Source organism: Actinopolyspora mzabensis (assembly GCF_900101095.1).
GTDB classification, from domain to species: domain Bacteria; phylum Actinomycetota; class Actinomycetes; order Mycobacteriales; family Pseudonocardiaceae; genus Actinopolyspora; species Actinopolyspora mzabensis.
In genome coordinates, this window is record NZ_FNFM01000006.1 from 276,257 (window position 1) to 293,733 (window position 17,477).

General features: G+C 68.9%; 16 protein-coding genes. 6 read left to right on the forward strand and 10 right to left on the reverse strand.

Going from position 1 to position 17,477, the window contains the following annotated elements:
- The first annotated feature begins 466 nt into the window (after nucleotides 1-466).
- The 3 genes from acs to BLR41_RS12140 all read left to right on the forward strand — a co-directional run bounded on the left by acs (nucleotide 467) and on the right by BLR41_RS12140 (nucleotide 5,147).
- Entirely contained in the window at nucleotides 467-2,449 is a 1,983-nt protein-coding gene (gene acs, locus BLR41_RS12130; protein WP_092628211.1) for an acetate--CoA ligase, read from the forward strand.
- A gap of 659 nt (nucleotides 2,450-3,108) precedes the next feature.
- Nucleotides 3,109-4,332 (forward strand): Na+/H+ antiporter NhaA, encoded by a 1,224-nt coding sequence (nhaA, locus tag BLR41_RS12135; RefSeq protein WP_092628212.1) that lies wholly within the window; start codon nucleotides 3,109-3,111, stop codon nucleotides 4,330-4,332.
- 299 nt (nucleotides 4,333-4,631) lie between these two features.
- Complete coding sequence (locus BLR41_RS12140; protein ID WP_092628372.1) at nucleotides 4,632-5,147, forward strand: phage holin family protein; 516 nt, start codon at nucleotides 4,632-4,634, stop codon at nucleotides 5,145-5,147.
- Nucleotides 5,148-5,231: 84 nt separating this feature from the next.
- Here the strand turns inward: BLR41_RS12140 and BLR41_RS12145 are convergent, their stop codons facing one another.
- The 4 genes from BLR41_RS12145 to nth form a co-directional block, all read right to left on the reverse strand.
- Nucleotides 5,232-6,419 carry a MarP family serine protease gene (locus tag BLR41_RS12145; protein ID WP_092628213.1) on the reverse strand — a complete coding sequence of 396 codons (1,188 nt, stop codon included), beginning with the start codon at nucleotides 6,417-6,419 and terminating at the stop codon, nucleotides 5,232-5,234.
- A 217-nt stretch (nucleotides 6,420-6,636) separates the two neighbouring features.
- Nucleotides 6,637-7,347 (reverse strand): NUDIX hydrolase, encoded by a 711-nt coding sequence (locus BLR41_RS12150; RefSeq protein WP_092628214.1) that lies wholly within the window; start codon nucleotides 7,345-7,347, stop codon nucleotides 6,637-6,639.
- Nucleotides 7,344-7,997 (reverse strand): TlpA family protein disulfide reductase, encoded by a 654-nt coding sequence (locus BLR41_RS12155; RefSeq protein ID WP_092628216.1) that lies wholly within the window; start codon nucleotides 7,995-7,997, stop codon nucleotides 7,344-7,346. The genes BLR41_RS12150 and BLR41_RS12155 overlap by 4 nt, the downstream gene beginning before the upstream one ends.
- Nucleotides 7,994-8,845 (reverse strand): endonuclease III, encoded by an 852-nt coding sequence (gene nth / locus BLR41_RS12160; RefSeq protein WP_245694091.1) that lies wholly within the window; start codon nucleotides 8,843-8,845, stop codon nucleotides 7,994-7,996. The genes BLR41_RS12155 and nth overlap by 4 nt, the downstream gene beginning before the upstream one ends.
- 200 nt (nucleotides 8,846-9,045) lie before the next feature.
- Between nth and BLR41_RS12165 the strand changes: the two genes are divergently transcribed.
- The 3 genes from BLR41_RS12165 (at nucleotide 9,046) to BLR41_RS12175 (ending at nucleotide 12,051) form a co-directional block, all read left to right on the forward strand.
- Nucleotides 9,046-9,300: a hypothetical protein gene (locus BLR41_RS12165; RefSeq protein ID WP_019855884.1), complete on the forward strand. Its 255-nt coding sequence runs from the start codon at nucleotides 9,046-9,048 to the stop codon at nucleotides 9,298-9,300.
- A gap of 96 nt (nucleotides 9,301-9,396) precedes the next feature.
- Complete coding sequence (locus BLR41_RS12170; RefSeq protein ID WP_092628218.1) at nucleotides 9,397-10,071, forward strand: Crp/Fnr family transcriptional regulator; 675 nt, start codon at nucleotides 9,397-9,399, stop codon at nucleotides 10,069-10,071.
- Between the two features lie 735 nt (nucleotides 10,072-10,806).
- Nucleotides 10,807-12,051 carry an MFS transporter gene (locus tag BLR41_RS12175; protein WP_176797960.1) on the forward strand — a complete coding sequence of 415 codons (1,245 nt, stop codon included), beginning with the start codon at nucleotides 10,807-10,809 and terminating at the stop codon, nucleotides 12,049-12,051.
- Between the two features lie 84 nt (nucleotides 12,052-12,135).
- On the opposite strand, the gene BLR41_RS12180 is transcribed toward BLR41_RS12175, so the two are convergent.
- The 6 genes from BLR41_RS12180 to BLR41_RS12205 form a co-directional block, all read right to left on the reverse strand.
- Nucleotides 12,136-12,570 carry an Hsp20/alpha crystallin family protein gene (locus BLR41_RS12180; RefSeq protein WP_092628221.1) on the reverse strand — a complete coding sequence of 145 codons (435 nt, stop codon included), beginning with the start codon at nucleotides 12,568-12,570 and terminating at the stop codon, nucleotides 12,136-12,138.
- A gap of 258 nt (nucleotides 12,571-12,828) precedes the next feature.
- Entirely contained in the window at nucleotides 12,829-13,683 is an 855-nt protein-coding gene (locus BLR41_RS12185; protein WP_218120093.1) for an MBL fold metallo-hydrolase, read from the reverse strand.
- Between the two features lie 64 nt (nucleotides 13,684-13,747).
- Nucleotides 13,748-14,569: an NUDIX hydrolase gene (locus tag BLR41_RS12190; protein WP_092628223.1), complete on the reverse strand. Its 822-nt coding sequence runs from the start codon at nucleotides 14,567-14,569 to the stop codon at nucleotides 13,748-13,750.
- 207 nt (nucleotides 14,570-14,776) lie between these two features.
- Entirely contained in the window at nucleotides 14,777-14,965 is a 189-nt protein-coding gene (locus BLR41_RS12195) for a DUF397 domain-containing protein (RefSeq protein WP_092628224.1), read from the reverse strand.
- Between the two features lie 141 nt (nucleotides 14,966-15,106).
- On the reverse strand, nucleotides 15,107-16,531 hold the full coding sequence (locus BLR41_RS12200) for a hypothetical protein (RefSeq protein WP_092628225.1): 1,425 nt from the start codon (nucleotides 16,529-16,531) through the stop codon (nucleotides 15,107-15,109).
- A gap of 98 nt (nucleotides 16,532-16,629) precedes the next feature.
- A complete protein-coding gene (locus BLR41_RS12205) occupies nucleotides 16,630-17,262 on the reverse strand; it encodes a hypothetical protein (protein ID WP_342745360.1) in 633 nt (210 codons plus the stop codon).
- Between the last annotated feature and the right edge of the window lie 215 nt (nucleotides 17,263-17,477).

A 17,477-nucleotide genomic window follows, 5' to 3' on the forward strand; every position in this document is an offset into this window, starting at 1 on the left:
CAGGGCGCGAGAGCAGTGCACGAGCAGTGTTTTCTTGCTGCTCTCTTCCGGGCATACTCGCCTGAACGTGGGTAATTGTTTCGGGTGATCATGTAGCGCTCGGTGATGTCCGTTTCGCGGCGTTCCGGTTCGCCGCGCGTGGCTCGCCCGAGCGAGATCACGCGCTCGGGCGCTACTCGTGCGGGGTATTCACAGCTGCCGGCAGAGCGGCCAGAATCGTGGCGACAGCGGAGGATCGATGCCGTTCACGTGCGAATAGGTAGTGCGTTTCGCATTCGCGCGGCTTAGCATCGACTCGCGGAAGCGATGCCGCCCCGATCTTTCGAGGCACGTCTCCGGGGAGACTGGATCCCCCGGGCAAATTGGTCTCAACCTTTGCGAGATTCCCTCTATCGAAGTAAGCCGAATCCCACTACGGTTCGGTTACAGACAGAGCTGTAGCAGCAGCCACGGAGGTTCGACACCGATGAGTCAGCCCGACGGGCAGAGCAACACGTTGGACAATCTGCTCGAGGAGAACAGGACGTTCCCGCCCGCAGCGGACTTCGCGGCGCAGGCGAACGTCACCGCCGAACTCTACGACCGCGCAGCCGAGGATCGGCTGGGCTTCTGGGCGGAGCAGGCCCGTCGCTTACAGTGGGACTCCGAGTGGGACCAGGTGCTGGACTGGTCGAACGCGCCCTTCGCGAAGTGGTTCGCCGGCGGCAGGCTCAACGTGGCCCACAACTGCGTGGACCGGCACGTCGAAGCGGGCAACGGCGACCGCGTGGCGATCTACTGGGAGGGCGAACCCGGCGACTCGCGCAGGATCACCTACTCCGAGCTGCGCGACGAGGTCTCCAGGACAGCCAACGCGCTGACCGAACTCGGGGTCGGCTCGGGGGACCGCGTCGCGATCTACCTGCCGATGCTGCCCGAGGCAGTGTTCGCCATGCTCGCCTGCGCCCGGCTCGGTGCCCTGCACAGCGTCGTCTTCGGCGGGTTCTCCTCGGAGGCGTTGCGCAGCCGGATCAACGACGCCGAGGCCAAAGTGGTCATCACCTGCGACGGGCAGTTCCGGCGCGGTTCGGCGACGCCGCTGAAGGCCAACGTCGACGAGGCCGTCACCGGCACCCCCAGCGTCGAGCACGTGCTGGTCGTGCGCCGCACCGCGAGCGAGGTCGGCTGGGACGCCGACCGGGACCTCTGGTGGCACGACGTGGTCGACCGGCAGAGCGCGACGCACACACCCGAGTCGTTCGACTCCGAACACCCGCTGTTCATCCTCTACACCTCGGGCACCACCGGAAAGCCCAAGGGCATCCTGCACACCTCGGGTGGATACCTGACCCAGGCCGCCTACACCCACAACGCGGTGTTCGACCTCAAGCCGGAATCCGATGTGTACTGGTGCACCGCCGACATCGGCTGGGTCACCGGGCACACGTACATCGTCTACGGGCCGTTGGCCAACGGCGCCAGTCAGGTCATCTACGAGGGCACCCCCAACAGCCCGCACGAGGGCAGGCACTGGGAGATCGTGCAGAAGTACGGGGTGACCACCTACTACACGGCCCCGACCCTGATCCGTACCTTCATGAAGTGGGGAGCCGAGATCCCCGCCCAGTACGATCTGTCCACCCTGCGGGTGCTCGGAACCGTGGGCGAACCGATCAACCCCGAGGCGTGGACCTGGTTCCGCGAGCACATCGGGAACGGCCGCACGCCCATAGTGGACACCTGGTGGCAGACCGAGACCGGCGGCATCATGATCTCACCGCTTCCCGGTGTGACCTCGGCCAAACCCGGTTCCGCGCAGCAGCCGCTGCCCGGACTGTCGGCCACCGTGGTCGACGAGAGCGGCACGCCGGTCGGCAAGGGAGAAGGCGGGCTGCTGGTGCTCGACAAGCCCTGGCCCGGGATGCTGCGCGGTATCTGGGGCGACGACCAGCGCTTCAAGGACACCTACTGGGCGCGGTTCGCCGAGCAGGGCTACTACTTCGCCGGTGACGGCGCCAAGTACGACAGCGACGGCGACATCTGGCTGCTGGGCCGGGTCGACGACGTCATGAACGTCTCCGGCCACCGCATCTCCACCACCGAGGTCGAGTCCGCCCTGGTCTCGCACCCCGCGGTCGCCGAGGCCGCCGTGGTCGGCGCCGAGGACGCCACCACCGGCCAGGGCATCGTGGCGTTCGTCATCCTGCGCGGTGGCAGTGGCCAGGACGCGGGCGGCGACACGGCCGTCTCCACCCTGCGGGATCACGTGGCGCACGAGATCGGCCCCATCGCCAAACCCCGGCAGATCATGGTGGTTTCCGAGCTGCCCAAGACCCGCTCCGGCAAGATCATGCGCAGGCTGTTGCGCGACGTGGCGGAGAACCGTGAGGTCGGCGACGTCTCCACACTCGCCGATTCGAGTGTGATGGATCAGATCAGTGCCGGGATGAACTCCGGCAGCGACGACTGACAGCGGGACCGCATCCGCTCGGTCCGCGGGGCGGTGCTGGTGGCGGAACCTCTGGCACGGCTCTCGTTGCGGGGAGGCCCGACATGGGGTGGGTACTACACCACGTCGGGCCTTCCTCGCGAGAGTCGCACCGGAGAACCCGCGGCGGTGCCGCCTGCGAGGGCGGCTGGAGTTCGGCCTGGGTGAGTGGTTGGAGCTTGCGCCGCGGAAGTGGTGGGAGTTCGGCCCCACGTCGTAGCGGCCCGGCGATTTCGCGAGAAATCGACGCCCGGAGGGGTGCCCAGCCGCAGTGGAGCGGCGATTGCGTTGGAAATCGACGCCGCCGCTGCCGCGCCGGCAGCTGAGCGCGGCGAGCGGGCTCCCGGATGTCGCTCGATTTTTCTCACATCCCGGATGTGTACCCGCCTGCCCCCGAACGGGTGATCCCGGGGAGCGCGGCCGAGTGAGCCACCGAAACCCCAGTTCACAGCGGTTTCAGTTGTGGATTAACAACTTTTTCCCCGATTGACAACCCCCACGTCCCGCGCCGCCCCGTCGGCGTCGCCATGCCGCTCTCGACGGGGCGGGGCGGACGTTCTCCCGTGTTAAGCTCAGCCGCGGGGCGAGCCGGAAAACGGTCATTGTGGAGTACGTGACGTAACAATCTCAGGAGCACCTCCGTGGCGAAATCGCAGCGCAACCGATCACAACGGTCCGGCGCCCCGGAGGCTCGGGGATTCGACTTCGGTTCGTACCTGCGAAACGAAACCGTCGGTGGCATGTTCATGCTCGCCGCCACGGTGATCGCGCTGATAGCCGCCAACTCCCCCGTATCGCACCTTTACGCGGCGGTTCGCGACTTCACGATCGGTCCGCACTCCCTGCACCTGGATCTCACCGTGGGGGAGTGGGCCAAGGACGGTCTGCTGGCGATCTTCTTCTTCGTGGCGGGGCTGGAGCTCAAGCGCGAGTTGGTCCTGGGGGATCTGGCCGACCGCAAGAAGGCAACGCTTCCGGTACTCGCCGCGCTCGGCGGCATGATCGTGCCCGCCGTGCTGGCCGTCGCCATCGGATACGGTGCGCCCGGCGCCGCCCAGGCTTGGGCGATCCCGGTGGCCACCGACATCGCTTTCGCGCTCGGGGTGCTCTCGCTGACCGCCTCGGCCATGCCCACCACCGCCCGCGTCTTCCTGCTCAGCCTCGCCGTGGTGGACGACCTGGGCGCCATCATCGTCATCGCGGTGCTGTTCACCAGCGGGATGAATCTGATCGCGCTGCTGGTGGCGGTGCTGCTCTGCGTCGGTTACTGGTACGCCCAGCACCGCCGTATCCGGACCTCGTGGCTCTACGTGCCGCTGGCGGTGGGCACCTGGGTCGCGGTGCACAGCAGCGGAGTGCACGCCACCATCGCCGGTGTGGCGCTCGGCCTGCTCACCAGGGTTCGCCCCGATCCCTACGAACAGGCCTCGCCCTCGATGCGGCTGGAACACCGGTTGCAGCCGTGGTCGGCCGCCCTGGTGGTGCCCGTGTTCGCGCTGTTCGCCGCCGGTGTTCCGGTGGGGCTGGACGCGCTCGGCAACGTCTTCCAGGACCGGATCGCGATCGCGGTCATGGTCGGTCTGGTGGTCGGCAAGCTGCTCGGGATCTTCGGTACCTCGTTCGTCGCCATCAAGCTCGGGTTCGGCAGTCCACCGCAGGGAGTCACCTGGAGTGACCTGTTCGCACTGGCGATGCTGGGTGGTGTCGGTTTCACCGTCAGCCTGCTGATCGCCGATCTCTCGCTGACGGGGGACGCGGCCGACCGGGCCAAGGCCGCCGTGCTGATCGCCTCGGCGGTCGCCTCGATCGTCGCCACGTTGATGCTGGTGTTCCGCAAGCAGCACAGCTCCACGCACACGACCTGAGCCTCTGGTTTCTCCCAGTCGTTTCGCGTGGCGGTGCTGGTGTCGATTTCTCGCGAAATCGCCGCGCCCCGGAGACCGCCGTCGGGAAGTGACCGTGCGGGTCGCAGCGTGCGTGTCTCCGGTGCGTGAGTCGGATGCATCGCAAGGCCGGGCCGCTCGCCGCGTAGGTCGCTACTCAAGAGTGGCCCAACACAGCAAGGCGCCGACTCACGTGACGGCTACGCAACCGCCCGGGCAAAGTACCGCTGTGGATCCGGCAGGGGCGCGTCACTGCGTGGGTGTTGGTCGCTCGTGGCACGATAACGAGCGTGAACAGCTCCCAGAACAAACAACACGACGGGGCCGGCACCACCGACGAGTCGGCCGTGACCTCGATTCCACTGTCCGAAGAGGGCACCGGTTCCGGAGGCGAGCAGTCCATCGGTGCCCTGGGGCGGGACGTCGCCACGCACTTGTCCTCGTTGGTGCGTGGTGAGCTGGAGCTGGCCAAGGCCGAGATCTCGAGTGAGGCCCGCAAGGCCCTCAAGGGCAGTGTCTACTTCGTCCTGGCGCTGACGGTGCTGGCCTTCAGCAGCTTTTTCCTGTTCTTCACGCTCGCCGAGGGGCTCCACGCGCTCGGACTGTGGCGCTGGGCCTCCTTCGGCATCGTGTTCCTGGTGATGCTGCTGGTGGCCATCGTGCTGGCCCTGTTCGGCTACCGGCGGGTGCGCAAGATATCGGCCCCCAAGCGGACCATGGACTCGTTGCGCGAGAGCGCGCAGCTGCGCCACCGGCACCCGCAGGACTCCGCCGAGCGGGCCCGGCCTTCCGAGTGAGGTCCGCCGCGCGTGGCCCGTGCCCGTCCGGACGCGAGCACACACGTGGGGCGACCCTCCTCCCGGCCCGGAGCGGCCTTCGGATCACTCGGTGCAAACACCCGTCGTCACCTCCGACGACAGGGTGGGCGCCGCTGCCACCTCGTCGGCTACCTCGGACGCGGTCAGCGCGAACCCGGTATTCGGGTCGTCGACCGCGGCGCCGAACACCAGACCGACCACTTCACCGTCCGGGTTGATGAGTGGACCTCCGGAGTTGCCGCTCTGCACCTGGGCACGAACGGTGTACACATCGCGTGTCACCGTGTCGTCGCCGTAGATGTTCGGTCCGCGCAGGTCGATCCGTTCCCGGACCCTGCCCGCCGCGGCGGTGTAGGGGCCGTCCAGCGGGTAACCGAGCACGATCACGTTCGTACCGGAGTCCGCGGGCTGTGAGACGAACTCCATCGGCTCCGCGTTCAGGTCGGGAACGGACAGCACGGCCACGTCCTCCTCCTCGTCGAAGAGCACCACGTTGGCCGCGAAGCGCCCCCGACCGATCTCCACGAACACGCTGTCGGTCCCCGCGACCACGTGGGCGTTGGTCACCACTCTGTTCGGGGCCACCACGAAGCCGGTTCCCTCCAGTGCGCGTCCGCAGTCCGGGGCCCTGCCGCGTATCTTGACGATGCTGGGGCGTACCTCCCGCACCACCTCGCTGCGCGCCAGCGCCGGATCCGGGGCCTCGATGCGTGCGACCGGTGTGCGGGAGAACGGTTGTACCGCGTCCGGGAACCCGCTGACCCCCAGCACCTCCCGCAGTTCGGACGGCAGTGCGCGCGCGGCCTCCGGCATCATCGAGTCCACGGTGCGCAGCACGCTCGACCTGCTGACGCTGCCCGCGAGCCCCGGCAGCGCAGAGGCCGAGGTCAGTGGCAGCGCCACCAGCCAGGCGACCACGAACACCGCCACCCCCTGCAGCAGGGCACCCAGCGTGTTGTCGACGCCGATCAGTCTCCGGTGTCCGGTGATCCGCTCCCGAAGCTGGTGGCCCGCCCACATGCCCGCTGTCTCGCCCAGTGCCACGAGCAGCACGACGATGCCGATCCCGAATCCGATTCGGGCAGCCGCGCTGTCGAGCTGTTCCAACAGCAGCGGAGCCGAGCGCACCCCGACGATCGCACCGGCGAGTACTCCGAGGAACGACAGTGCCGCGGTGACCATGCCGTGGCGCGCGCCGGACGCGGCGGCCAGCACCGCCAGCGCCACCACGAGCAAGTCGACCCAGTTCACCGGTCACCTCGGCTTTCGTTCCTCGGAAGCTGGCTGTGATTTCGTGTCCCGTTCGCGTGCCCGGTCCGGTTGGGCCGGTCCCGGTGGCCGTCTCGGGCGCGGCGGGACGGGGAGGCACGGGAGCGCTATGCGAAGTGCTCTCCACCGTCGGTGACGCGCCGAATCGGCCGCCGGTTCGGCGTGCGGAGGAACCAAGGTTCCCAGACCGGCACCGGGATCATTGTCCGAACCCGGGATCGTCGATGTCGACAGCGGCCTGCCAGGCTTCGCTCAGTTCCCGCACGTCGCCACGGTTCCACTCCCGCGACCACCCCGCGAGGTCGAGCACCCCGTCCAGCAGCCCGCCGGTGAATCCCCAGACCAGCATGCCGGGCACGAGGAAAGCCGGGGTGGTCCTGCCGCCGATGCGGACGTTGAGCCGGTTGTTCGGTCGGGTCAGCATCGAGATCGGCACGCGTGCCACGGCCGCCGTTTCCGCGGGGTCCACCGCTTCGACCGGACCCGGATCGTGCCAGTGGGCCAGTACCGGAGTCACCCGGAAGTCGCTGTGCGCCAGATAGAGCTCGGGCAGCGTCGCTACCGGGGTGATCCCCGAGGGCAGCACGCCTACCTCCTCGATCGCTTCCCGCAGTGCGGTGTCCACCGGACCCTCGTCCCCGTCGTCGGTGGCCCCACCGGGAAAGGCCACCTGCCCGGGGTGCGAGTTCAGGTTCTCCGCGCGGCGCAGCAGCAGCACGTCGGGACCGTCGTCCCGCCCGGGTTCCTCGCCGAACAGGATCAGCACCGCGGCGGGGCGGACGGCCTCGCGATCGGGTGGACGCAGCCACCCCAGGGAGTTCGCGTCCACCTCGGCGGTGCGTTCCACCAGTGGTCGCAGCCAGGCGGGTAACTCGTTCGAGTCGATCAGCGGTCCGTGTTCCTCGTTCACCGAGCCTCCAGTTTCTGCTGTACCGCCGAGGCGACCTCGTCCGCGGACTCGAACACTTCGACGGGCATTCGCTCGACCTCTCCCGAAGGTGTGACGAGGTAGCTGGCGGGAAGCGGTTTCGGCACCCGCAGGCCACGGGAGAGCTCTCCCCGCGCGTCGTGGATCATCGGCAGTCGCACGTCGAGCTCGCGCAGCAGCCGCAGTCCGCTCTCGGGAGTGCTGCGTACCTGCACACCGACCACACCCACTTCGTCCTGCCGCTCGGCGTAGTCCCGCAGCGCGGGCAGTTCCTCGCGGCACGGGGCGCACCAGCTCGCCCAGACGTTGATCAGGGTGGTTCCCGAAGCCGTCAGCTCACCCAGGTCGGTCCGGGAACCGTCGCCCAGGCAGCTACCCGTGGCCCCTCGCAGCCGCGAAGGCGGTTCGCCGCCCTCGGTGGATTCGCAACCGGGGAGCCCGGCGGCCGCGCGCAGGGCCGCGAGGTCACCTGTGGTTCGGTTCGTGCCGGTGGGTGCCGGGCTCTCCGGCCGGGTCGGATCCCGGTCGCGGGGCCACAGCGCGACCACGGCCAGCGTCGCCACCGTCAGCACGATCAGGGTCCACCTGAGCTCGCTGCCGAACCGGAACCGTTTCGAGCGCTCCGGACTCATCCCGCCGACTCCCGTGTGGCCGGTTCGTCGGTCCGATCATCGGTGGTGGGCTCGGCCGGGGAACCGGTGGTCACCCCTGCGAGCTCCAGCAACCGATCGGCTTCCGAACCGCTCACGAGTTCGGCGGCCGTCCCCGGATCGGTGGGGCCCGTGCCGTACGAGGGGCAGTCCTTGGCCAGCAGGCAGGCGCCGCAGGCCGGTTTGCGCGAGTGGCACACCCGTCGACCGTGGAAGATCACCCGGTGCGAGAGCATCGTCCACTCCGACCGCGGGATGAGCTCGCCGACCGCGCTCTCCACCTTGACCGGGTCCTCCTCCGTGGTCCAACCCCAGCGGCGAACCAGCCTGCCGAAGTGCGTGTCCACCGTCAGCCCGGGGACGTCGAAGGCGTTGCCCAGGATCACGTTCGCGGTCTTGCGGCCGATCCCCGGCAGTTTGACCAGCTCGGGCAACGTGGCGGGCACCTCGCCGTCGTGCCGCTCAACCAGTGCGGCCCCCAGGCCCAGCAGCGAGTTGGCCTTGTTGCGGTAGAAGCCGGTGGGGCGGATCAGCTCCTCCAGCTCGGTGCGGTCGGCCCCGGCGTAGTCGGCGGCGGTCGGGTAGCGGGTGAACAGCCCGGGGGTGACTTCGTTGACGCGTTTGTCGGTGCACTGCGCCGACAGGATGGTGGCCACCGTCAGCTGCAGCGGCGTCTCGAAGTTCAGCTCGCAGTGCGCGTCCGGATAGGCGTCGGCGAGCGCACGCATGATTCTGCGTGCCCGTCGCACCAGGCCGAGCCGGGTCTCGCCGCTACGCCTCCGCTTCGGTTCGGTGTCGTGCTCTGAGCGATCTGGAACTGGTTCGGACACCCCACTAGCTTACGGATCGTGAGTCCCGCAGAGCCTCCAACCGGTTGGTGGAGGGGAGCGTCCGGTGATGCCGGGGCCCGATAGATTCGGGTGGGTCCGGATGGATTCGGGTGTGCCCGGGGGCTGTCCCCCCGACGGGGGCCGCTGTCAAGTACCCCGGTTGCGGATCGCACCGACGTATGAGCGAAGATTGGGTCACAATGACTGCCTGGTTCGTGATCGTCGTACCGCTTGTGATCATGTTTTTCACGCTCTTCATGGAGCGTGTCGAAGCCCGGCTTCGGCATGTCGCGGTGCAGGAGAACGAGGTGGAGGAGCTGCTGGAGAACGCCCGGCCCGACGAGGTTCGGGCGCTGTTCCGGCAGGGAATTGGACGTGCGCTGGAGCTGTTCCAGCTTCGCAGGGTGGGACGCGCCGGCAGACTACGAACCCGCCGTTCGCGTGACCGGTCGTAGACTGGTCGGTGGTGATAGGCGGCACACATCGGTACCGCTTCGAGTGACGGTGCCGGTGTCGAGAGCAGCCGCCGCGTCTCAACATGGAGGGACGAGGTGGACGAGACCCTGTCGCGGGCCGGTATCTTCCAGGGTGTGGAGCCGGCCGCCGCGGAGGCACTTACGCAATCGCTGGAACCGGTGGAGTTCTCGCGGGGACACGTGATTTTCGCCGAGGGGGAGCCGGGGGATCGCCTCTACATCCTCCAGTCCGGCAAGGTCAAGCTGGGCAGGAAATCCCCGGACGGCCGGGAGAACCTGCTCGCGATCATGGGGCCCTCGGACATGTTCGGGGAGCTGTCCATCTTCGATCCGGGGCCGCGGACATCGACCGCCACGACGGTGACCGATGTGCGGGCGCTGACCATGGACCGCAGTGCGCTGCGGCAGTGGATCGGAACTCGGCCGGAGATCGCCGAACAGCTGCTCCGAGTCGTGGCCCGTAGGCTGCGCCGGACGAACGGTATGCTCGCGGATCTGATCTTCACGGACGTACCCGGCCGGGTCGCCAAGGCGTTGTTGCAGCTCGCGCAACGTTTCGGCAGCCAGGAATCCGGTCTGCTGCGGGTCACGCACGACCTGACCCAGGAGGAGATCGCGCAGTACGTCGGGGCTTCCAGGGAAACCGTCAACAAGGCGTTGGCGGACTTCGCGCATCGCGGATGGCTGCGGCTCGAGGGCAAGAGCGTGCTGATCCTCGACCCCGAGCGGCTGGCGCGCCGTGCCCGCTGATTCCGTCAGCGGAGAGCGGGACCTCGCATAACCGACGCCGCCCTCGGCGTCCGCGACACACCGACCGCCCACTGCTTCGTGCCGGACAGGCACGGTTGGAGCGGCCGGTGCTTTTCAGCATGTCCGCACGCCTTCGGCGTAAGCGGTAGCGCACGTGGGACGGCCGGCCCCGCACGGGCCGGCCCCGCGTGTCCGGAGTGCTTTCGCTGCTCCCAGCATTCGGGAACCCGGTTTCGGCGCAGGCCGCAAGGGCCGGTGCGCACAAAAAGAAGGAACCGGGCGCCACCCCCGACGCGGCGCTCCGGTTCCCTCTCCTCGCGTGGTCCGTCCCCCGACCAACCACGCTTTTTCCCCGATCCCTCGATGGTCGGCCCCGAACCAACGCATCGAAGGCTTGTTTTTCGGTTCTCCCGCCGCCGAGTCGGCCGCGGCGCGGCTCGGACGACCGGTCCCCGATGGCTACGCCGAGTGTTTTCACGATCACTCGTACGTTGCACACTCTCAGCTTGCGCCATTCGAGCCGCCTTGCCAAGCCCTTTCACTCATGAAGACGTATCGGAAGCGCCCGGGGTTGCGTGTCGGCCCCGATTTTTTCGGCTCTTTTTCATCGCGAGCGCTTGATCGGGCTGACCTGCGAATTCGTTTCGCGTGTTGTTCGGGTGCCCGGTCGGAGGGTGAGTGGGATAACGCGAAAATCAGTGGTACTGGCGTACCACTTTCGTGATACTGGCACGCGTGTCCCACTCCGTCTCACTGACCGACTACCGCGCGGCGCTGCGTACCCGAGGTGCCGCGGCTCCCGTACTGACCTCGTTGCTCGCCAGGCTGCCCGTGGCGATGATCGGGCTGGCTCTGTTGCTCTACGTGCAACGAGTGACCGGATCCTTCGGTGTTGCCGGGCTGGTTTCGGCGGGCAACCTCGTGGGAGTGGCCGTCGGGTCGGTGGTGCAGGGGCGGATCATGGACCGGCTGGGGCCCACCCGGCCGCTGCTCGTGGTATCGGCGGTGTTCAGCGGGTTCGTCACCGCCGAGATCGTGGCGATCGAGTCGGGTGGGGCAGCGGTACCGATGATCGTGCTCGCCGTGGCCGTCGGGCTGACCGAGCCGATGACGGGCCCGGCGTCGCGGGCGCTCTGGACCCGACTGCTCCCGCCGGGCCGCACCAGGGACGCCGCCTACTCGTACGAGGCCATCAGCATGGAGGTGTTCTTCATCCTGGGGCCGGGCATAGCCGGTCTGCTGGTGAACATGCCCTGGGCCGGTACCGGACTCCTCGTCGGGGCCTGCTGCATGGTCACGGGAAGCGCCGGATTCGCGCTGACCCCGGCGGCCAGGCGACACCGGCCGGCGGACCGTGCCGACGCCGTCGGCTCGCTGCTGGGGGCGCTCGCCGCCCCCGGGATGCGCACCGTCGCGCTGGCGGCCTTCGGTTTCGGAGCGCTGCTGGGCATGGTGGAGGTCGCGGTTCCGGCCGCCGCCGAACGCGCGGGCCACGCCGCCCTGGGCGGCTTGCTGCTCAGCGTGCTGTCCGTGAGTTCGGTCGTGGTCGGCGTGCTCTACGGGATGCGTCCCTGGCCGCGCCCCATGTACCTGCGACTCCCCGCCCTGCTTTCGGTGTTCGCGGTGCTCATATCGCTGCTGGCGTTGCCGACCACCCTCCTCGGGCTGACGGTGGCCCTCCTGGTTGCGGGCACGCTGATAACTCCGCAGTCCACCGCTCACTCCGTGGCGCTGGAGGGGGCCGCGCCTCCCGGAACGGCCACCGAGGCGTTCAGCTGGGTCATCACGGCGGTGACGCTGGGTTCGGCCTTCGGGCAGTCCGTGAGCGGACAGCTCGTGGAGGCGGCCGCGCCGCCAGCGGCCTTCCTGGTGGCCAGTGGTATCGGGCTGGTACTCGGAACGGTGCTCTGGTTCCGCCGCCGCACCCTGCTCACCGAGGACGACGTGCGCGCGGTCCAGAGCTTCGCCGAAACCCGCTGACCGGAACGCTCCGGCGGGAAGCCTCCGCTCGGGAGGGCCGGCCGGAGCGAACCGGTCAGCGGAGATGCTCCGCGGTGGCGTGGTTCACTGGATCTCGACGCGGTGCGGCTTGGTCTGCTCGCTCTTCTTCACCCGCACGGTCAACACCCCGTTGTCGAGTTTGGCCTCGACGTTCTGGCTGTCCACTCCCGCGGGCAACGAACTCCGGTACGAGAAGCTGCCGGTGCGCCTGGTCTGGCGATGCATCACACCGGACCGTTCCCGTTCCCTCATCTCGCCGGTGATCCAGAGTTCGTGGTCGCGGACCTCGACGCTGACGTCCTCCCGGTTCACCCCGGGCAGCTCGACCTCGAACTCGTAGGCATCCTCCGTCTCCGCGACGTCCACCAGCGGTTGCCACATGCCACCGGCCCTGGTGGTGCTCCACCCCGGATCGAACATGCGCTCCATGCGATCCCAGATGTCCTCCAGCTCCCGGAAAGGCTCCTGCCAGAAGCTCGGCATCGCCCTGCTGCTCATCGGACTACGTTCCCCACGACGTACTGGTACCGGTTCGGCCATGATCAGCTCCCTCCCCTGGAGTTCCGACTGCCGCACTACCGCAATACCCCGAACTCGCGTGGGGATAAACAGCGGCCGATCGGGACTTCCCCGCAGCCTCGGCTCTTCACGGGGAGAGTGCGGGGGAGATGTGGCCCCGAGTTCGGGACGTCGGAGTGGGGAACAACCGGTGGGATCCGCCGGTGTCTCTCCGAGGCCCGAACCGGGGAGACCCGCTCAGCCGAGCTCTCCGAGTTCGCGCAGGTGGTTCAGCTGCGCCCGCACGGTGCTCTCGGCGGCGGGCCGAACGGTCGGATCCACGTCCGCGTAGACGATGTCCACCACCTCGCCGGGGTCCACCACCTCGCCCGGCTCGCCGCCGCCGAGCTTGCGCAGCGCCGCCCGCACCTGGTCCAGCCGCTGTCGCCGATGTTCCAGGTAGGTCGCGGCGGTCTGCCGCGCGTCCGGTTGCTCCGGACCGTGCCCGGGAAGCAACCAGGTGCTCCCGGCGAGTTCGGTCAACCTGCGCAGCGATTCCAGGTACGAGCCCAGGTCACCGTCCTCGGCCGCTACCACCGTGGTCCCCCGACCGAGGATGCTGTCCCCCGAGAACAGCGCCGCCACGCCGTCGTGCTCGGTGTGCAGGCACAGCGAGTCCGCGGTGTGGCCGGGCGTCGCCATGACCCGCAGCCGCACGCCCGCGGCGTCGATCGTCTCGCCCTCGCGCAGCGGGCCCGAGCCGAATCCCGGTTTCCGCGCGGTGCCGTCCACGCACAGCTCCGGGTCCAGCGCCCGTACCGGTGCGCCGGTGAGCTCGGCGAACTCCGCCACGCCCTCGGTGTGGTCGGGATGGTGGTGGGTGAGCAGCACCCCGGTGATCCGGGCCTGCTCCCGTAACTTCCGCAGGTGCTCCCGCTCCGAGGGACCGGGGTCGATCACGATCCGTTCGTCGAATTCGGGCGCGCCCACCAGCCAGGTGTTCGTGCCGTCCAGCGTCATCGCGTTCGGGTTCCGCGCCAGCAGCACGGTCGCGAAGTCGAGCACCCGACGCGGGGTGCCGGGGGCGGGGTGCTCCAACGTCGACGAGGTCAACTCGTGTCCTTTCCTGCTCGTCCGAGGTCGGGGTCGGGCCGACCGGGGTGCCCTCCGGCGGGTCTCACGACTCCCGGTCGGGCGGTTCCGGTAGCACCACCCGCCATGCTCCGTCCTGCCGCACGATCTTGGGAACGACCTTGTCGATACTCCGTTCGGCGCGCAGCGCACCCGCGACGTCCTCGTGCTCCGCGAGTTCGGACAGCGTCACCCACGTGGGCGGCAACAGCCCGTTGTGCCCGGCGCGCCAGTCCGCCAGCGCGTCCTCGGGGGTGCGCCAGTAGGCCTCGGCGGCCTCCCCGGTGCGGGCGTCCGCCCGCTGCCCTTCGGGAACGGTGGTCACGAAGAAGCGCGTGTCGTACCGCCGTGGCTCCATCTCGGGAGTGACCCAGTTCGACCACGGGACCAGCAGGTCGGCACGCAGCACCAGCCCGTGGCTCCGCAGCATCCCCGCCAGCGACAGTTCCTTGCTGACCAGGGCGTGCCGTTCGGCGTCGTAGCGCTCGGTGTCGGTGACCACGTGATCGGGGCTCTCGCCCGCCAGCAGGACCCCGGCCTCCTCGAACGTCTCCCGCACGGCGGCGCAGACCAGCGCGCGCGCCAGGTCCGTCCCACAGCCCAGCCGCCGCGCCCAGTGCTCCGGCTCCGGGCCGTTCCAGGCGATCGACGCCTCCTCGTCGCGGGGGTCCACCCCGCCACCCGGGAACGCCGTCATGCCGCCCGCGAACGGCATGCCGCGCACCCGGCGTTGCAGGAACGCCTCCGGACCCGTCGGTCCGTCCCGCAGCAGCACCACGGTGGCCGCGTCGCGCGGGGTGACCGGTGGATCGGTCGTCTCCTCCGGGATCATGCCGTCCGGCAGGGTCAGTTCTTCCGGCAGTCGCATGACAGCGACTCTAGAGGTCCGATGCCGGTGCGGTCTGCGGTAACGGCCCGATCGGCGGTAGAGCGCTCCCGTGCCCGGCGATTTCGTGGGAAATCGACGGCGGACCAGGGAGTGCGCAAAGCGCCCTCGGGGAACGCGTCGCTCTGAATCGCTCCCCGAGGGCGCTGTGCTGTTTCGGGCTGAGGCTTTCCGGTCTCAGCTCCGGTCTCAGTCGAACCGGTTGGACTTCACGGCGTCGATGAACGTGGTCCACTGGGGGCCGGTAGTGGTGAAGTACCCGGCGGAGCGGTCCTTGGTGTCACGCACCGCCGCGCCGTCGGCCACGCGGCCGACCTCGACGCAGCTGGTTTTCGAGGAGCGACTCGACTTGCGCCAGCCCTCGGGGGATACAGTCATTCGTGGTTGTCCTCCATTTCAGCCGCACACTGAGCGATGAACTCGATGGACTCGGTCGGGTTCATCGCTGCCTCACGGAGGTTAACCGTCGCGTCGCGGTGAACACGGAGTCAGCGGCACCGGGCGATTCCCGCATGCCGCTCACCGCGACTGGTTGGGGCCGGTCGAACCGATGGGCGGGAAGTTCCCGGTCCCGGGAACGGTCGTGGTGCGGGGATCCTGCTGTGGCTCCGCTCCGACCGCTTCGTGGGAGTTGCCGGTATCGCCGGGCGACTTGTCCTGCTCCCGATGCGCCAGCTCCTCGTGCAGCTTCTGCAGCAGGTTCCGCTCCCGATCGGTCAGTTTGGCGTCCACGGCGGCCGGAACCGCGGGATTGGAGTTGCCGTCCTCACGGGACTCGGAGTGCTGTTCGGCGGGGTGGTCGTTCTCGACCGGAGCGGGCTCGAACGTCGCGATCTCCGGGGGAGACGGGAAGTCGCCGGACTCGGAGTACTCAGCGGGTTCCGGAAAGCCGAACGAATCCGCGTGGTTCGTGCTCGGGGCGGGCTCGGGCAGGATGAAACCGGTCTCCTCCGGATCGGGCTCCGGCGGCAGGGAGCGTTCCTGCCGATGGCCGGAATCCCCGTGGTTGGAGTCCCGATAGCTGGACTCCCGATAGCTGGACTCCCGACCGGATTCCCGATAGCCGGCCTCGGGGAAGCCGACCCCGAGCGGGTCCCTGTCGTCCGACAGGTCCGCGTTCAGCGAGCTGCCGAATTCCGTGGCGGGCCACTCCGTGGTCATCTCCACCGAGGGCAGGTCCGGTTCCGGAGCGGGGGAGTCGGCGAGCACACCGGCCTCGCTCGGCTCCACGCGCGACGGTTCGCCCAGCGGGTCGTGGTAGGAGAGCGGATCGGTGAAACCCTCGATCCCCTCCTTGTGCCTGGTGCCGCCCCGGGCGGACTCAATGCTGCCGAGTGCGCGGTCCAGCCGCACCTCGTGTGCCACGGCCAGTGCTTCGCGGTGGTAGTCGGGGAGCTCCTCGCCGGTACCGAACGCCTCCACCGAGCACTGGATCCCGTGGCGGTGCAGCGCCCGCAGCAGTTGGTAGTCGGTGGGGCCGATCGCCGTAGATCCGTCCACCTCGGCCAGCAGCACCCGGCGCGGCACCGCTCCCGCCGCTACTCCCGCCGCCGTGGTACGTGCGGCGCACCACAGCGAGCGCAGGTTCGGCAGTCGTGCGGTGATCTCCCGAAGCGCCTCGGATACGTCCTCGACCCGTTCCGGTTCGGTGAACCGGTGCTTCTCGGAACCGTCGGTCTCGTCCACGGTGAGCCGCTCGGCGAGGCCACTGCGGGAATTGGTCCGCCCCAGGATCGAGGACAGCTCGCGCTGTTCGTCCCGCGTCACCGCGATCCCGCCGGCCAGCAGCGCTCCGGTGACGAACTCGGCGGCGCTGTCCGGCTCCCCCGCACCCGCCAACTCGCGTGCCGTGTTGACCGCGTCGTCGTCGAGTCGGCCGCTCAGCGCCAGCAGCAGTTGGTGCAGCCGGTCGATCGGGCCGGTGCTGTTCGCCACGTCCACCACGGGGTTCTCCTTGGGTGCCTGTTCGAGATGCGGGGCAGTGGGATCTGTTCGGAACTCGTCACGAGACGTCGAAATGTGGTGCGTCCGGCCACCGGTGCTCAGTTCGACCCCACGAGTTCGCCACTACCGGTGCAGATCAGATTCGAGGCCGTTCGGGCGCGCTCGTGGTAATCGGGGGGATCGATGTTCGCCGGAAGCACCTCCACCATGGGGGTGTGGTTGCCGAGCGCGCGCAGGATTCGCTGGATCTCACCGGCCAGCTCCACGGGAGCTCCGCCGGTGTGGACCAGTATCACGCGCTGCTCCGGCTCCGAGCTCGACGCGGCGGTGTCGCGGCGCCAACTGTCGCGGACTTCGCCCACGTCGGACCGTCCGCGCAGCGTCGCTCCCAGTACGAGCGCTGCGGAGTCGCCCTTGTCGTCGCCGGGAGCCGCCGCCGTGAACGTGTGACGTCGTCGCGGCGTGCTCTCCTCCGGAAGTATCGCGCCCACCGCGGCCGGATCGGCCCCCATCGGCAGCAGGGCTTCGGAGAGCAGCCGGTGGTCGCCGTCGGTCAGACCGATGCGCTCCCGGACCAGCTGCTTCGGCAGCGAAACGGCCACAACGTCCCCGGCGTCGCCTGCCAGCCAGTCCCGGTAGCGCCACAGTGACTCGTCCGGGATACGGCCCGCGAGTCGGAGCAACAGCTCGTGACACAACAGGCTGGTGTCTCGGTCGGCCACGTCAGTCATCCCCTCCGGGGCGAGGCCCCAGCACGCTGCGTCGGACAGTCATCGGCGTTTTCATCCCTATGGGTGATTTTCCCGCGGAAATGTCTGCGATCAACCCGCAGCACGCATCCGGCCTTGTTACTCACAGCTCAGTTACTCACGGTTCACTATAAACAGCCCTCCCCCAGATGGGTGAGTGCGCGTTGTGGTTCGGAGCCGAGGCGCGGTGCGATGGC

What these genes read in the sequence shown, in the direction of transcription:
- acs (WP_092628211.1), top strand. Translation starts at nt 467, where the DNA reads ATGAGTCAGCCCGACGGGCAGAGCAACACGTTGGACAATCTGCTCGAG.
- BLR41_RS12155 (WP_092628216.1), bottom strand. Translation starts at nt 7,997, where the DNA reads ATGAGTCCGGAGCGCTCGAAACGGTTCCGGTTCGGCAGCGAGCTCAGG.
- BLR41_RS12165 (WP_019855884.1), top strand. Translation starts at nt 9,046, where the DNA reads ATGACTGCCTGGTTCGTGATCGTCGTACCGCTTGTGATCATGTTTTTC.
- BLR41_RS12180 (WP_092628221.1), bottom strand. Translation starts at nt 12,570, where the DNA reads ATGAGCAGCAGGGCGATGCCGAGCTTCTGGCAGGAGCCTTTCCGGGAG.
- BLR41_RS12190 (WP_092628223.1), bottom strand. Translation starts at nt 14,569, where the DNA reads ATGCGACTGCCGGAAGAACTGACCCTGCCGGACGGCATGATCCCGGAG.
- BLR41_RS12195 (WP_092628224.1), bottom strand. Translation starts at nt 14,965, where the DNA reads ATGACTGTATCCCCCGAGGGCTGGCGCAAGTCGAGTCGCTCCTCGAAA.
- BLR41_RS12205 (WP_342745360.1), bottom strand. Translation starts at nt 17,262, where the DNA reads ATGACTGACGTGGCCGACCGAGACACCAGCCTGTTGTGTCACGAGCTG.